This is a genomic window from Micromonospora sp. M51 (genome assembly GCF_018070305.1).
GTDB classification, from domain to species: domain Bacteria; phylum Actinomycetota; class Actinomycetes; order Mycobacteriales; family Micromonosporaceae; genus Micromonospora; species Micromonospora parva.
Genome location: NZ_JAGPXZ010001427.1, coordinates 1 through 569, shown reverse-complemented (window position 1 = coordinate 569; position 569 = coordinate 1). Strand labels below are relative to the sequence as shown.

Annotated in this window: 1 protein-coding gene; it reads right to left on the bottom strand. The window is 75.6% G+C overall.

The window, feature by feature from the left end; translation table 11 throughout:
* The coding region (locus tag KBX53_RS35250) for a class I SAM-dependent methyltransferase (RefSeq protein ID WP_247676653.1) at positions 1-569 on the bottom strand (569 nt) is incomplete at both ends.

The following is a 569-nucleotide window of genomic DNA, read 5'->3' as shown; positions in this document are numbered from 1 at the left end:
AAGTACGAGTGCACCGCCGTCAGCCCGCCCTCGCCGGGGTCGTCGAGGAAGATCCACCGCATCGGGTGGGTCACCGAGAACACCCACCGGCCGCCCGGGCGCAGCACCCGGTGCACCTCGGCGAGCAGTGCCGCCGAGTCGTCCACGAACGGGATCGCGCCGAACGCGGTGCAGGCGACGTCGAACGACTGGTCGGCGAACGGCAGGGCGAGCGCGTCGGCCTGCACCAGCGGTACGCGTACCCCGGTGCGGTCGGCGGCCGTGGCGGCGTGCCGCAACATGCCGGCGGACAGGTCGAAGGCAACCGGCCGGGCGCCCTGGGTGGCGAGCCAGCGGGCGGCGGCCGCGGCGCCGGCGCCCACCTCCAGCACCCGTCGCCCCGACACGTCGCCGAGCAGCCGCGCGTCGGCCTCGCGCAGGCCCTCGGGACACCAGACGAAGTCCACGTCGCCGAGGAACGCGCCGTGTTCGGCCTGGTAGTCGTCGGCGTCGGTGTCCCACCAGCCGCGGTTGGCGCGCCGCGCCTCGGCGTCACCCACCCGGCGCCGGGTAACCCGGCTGTCGTCATC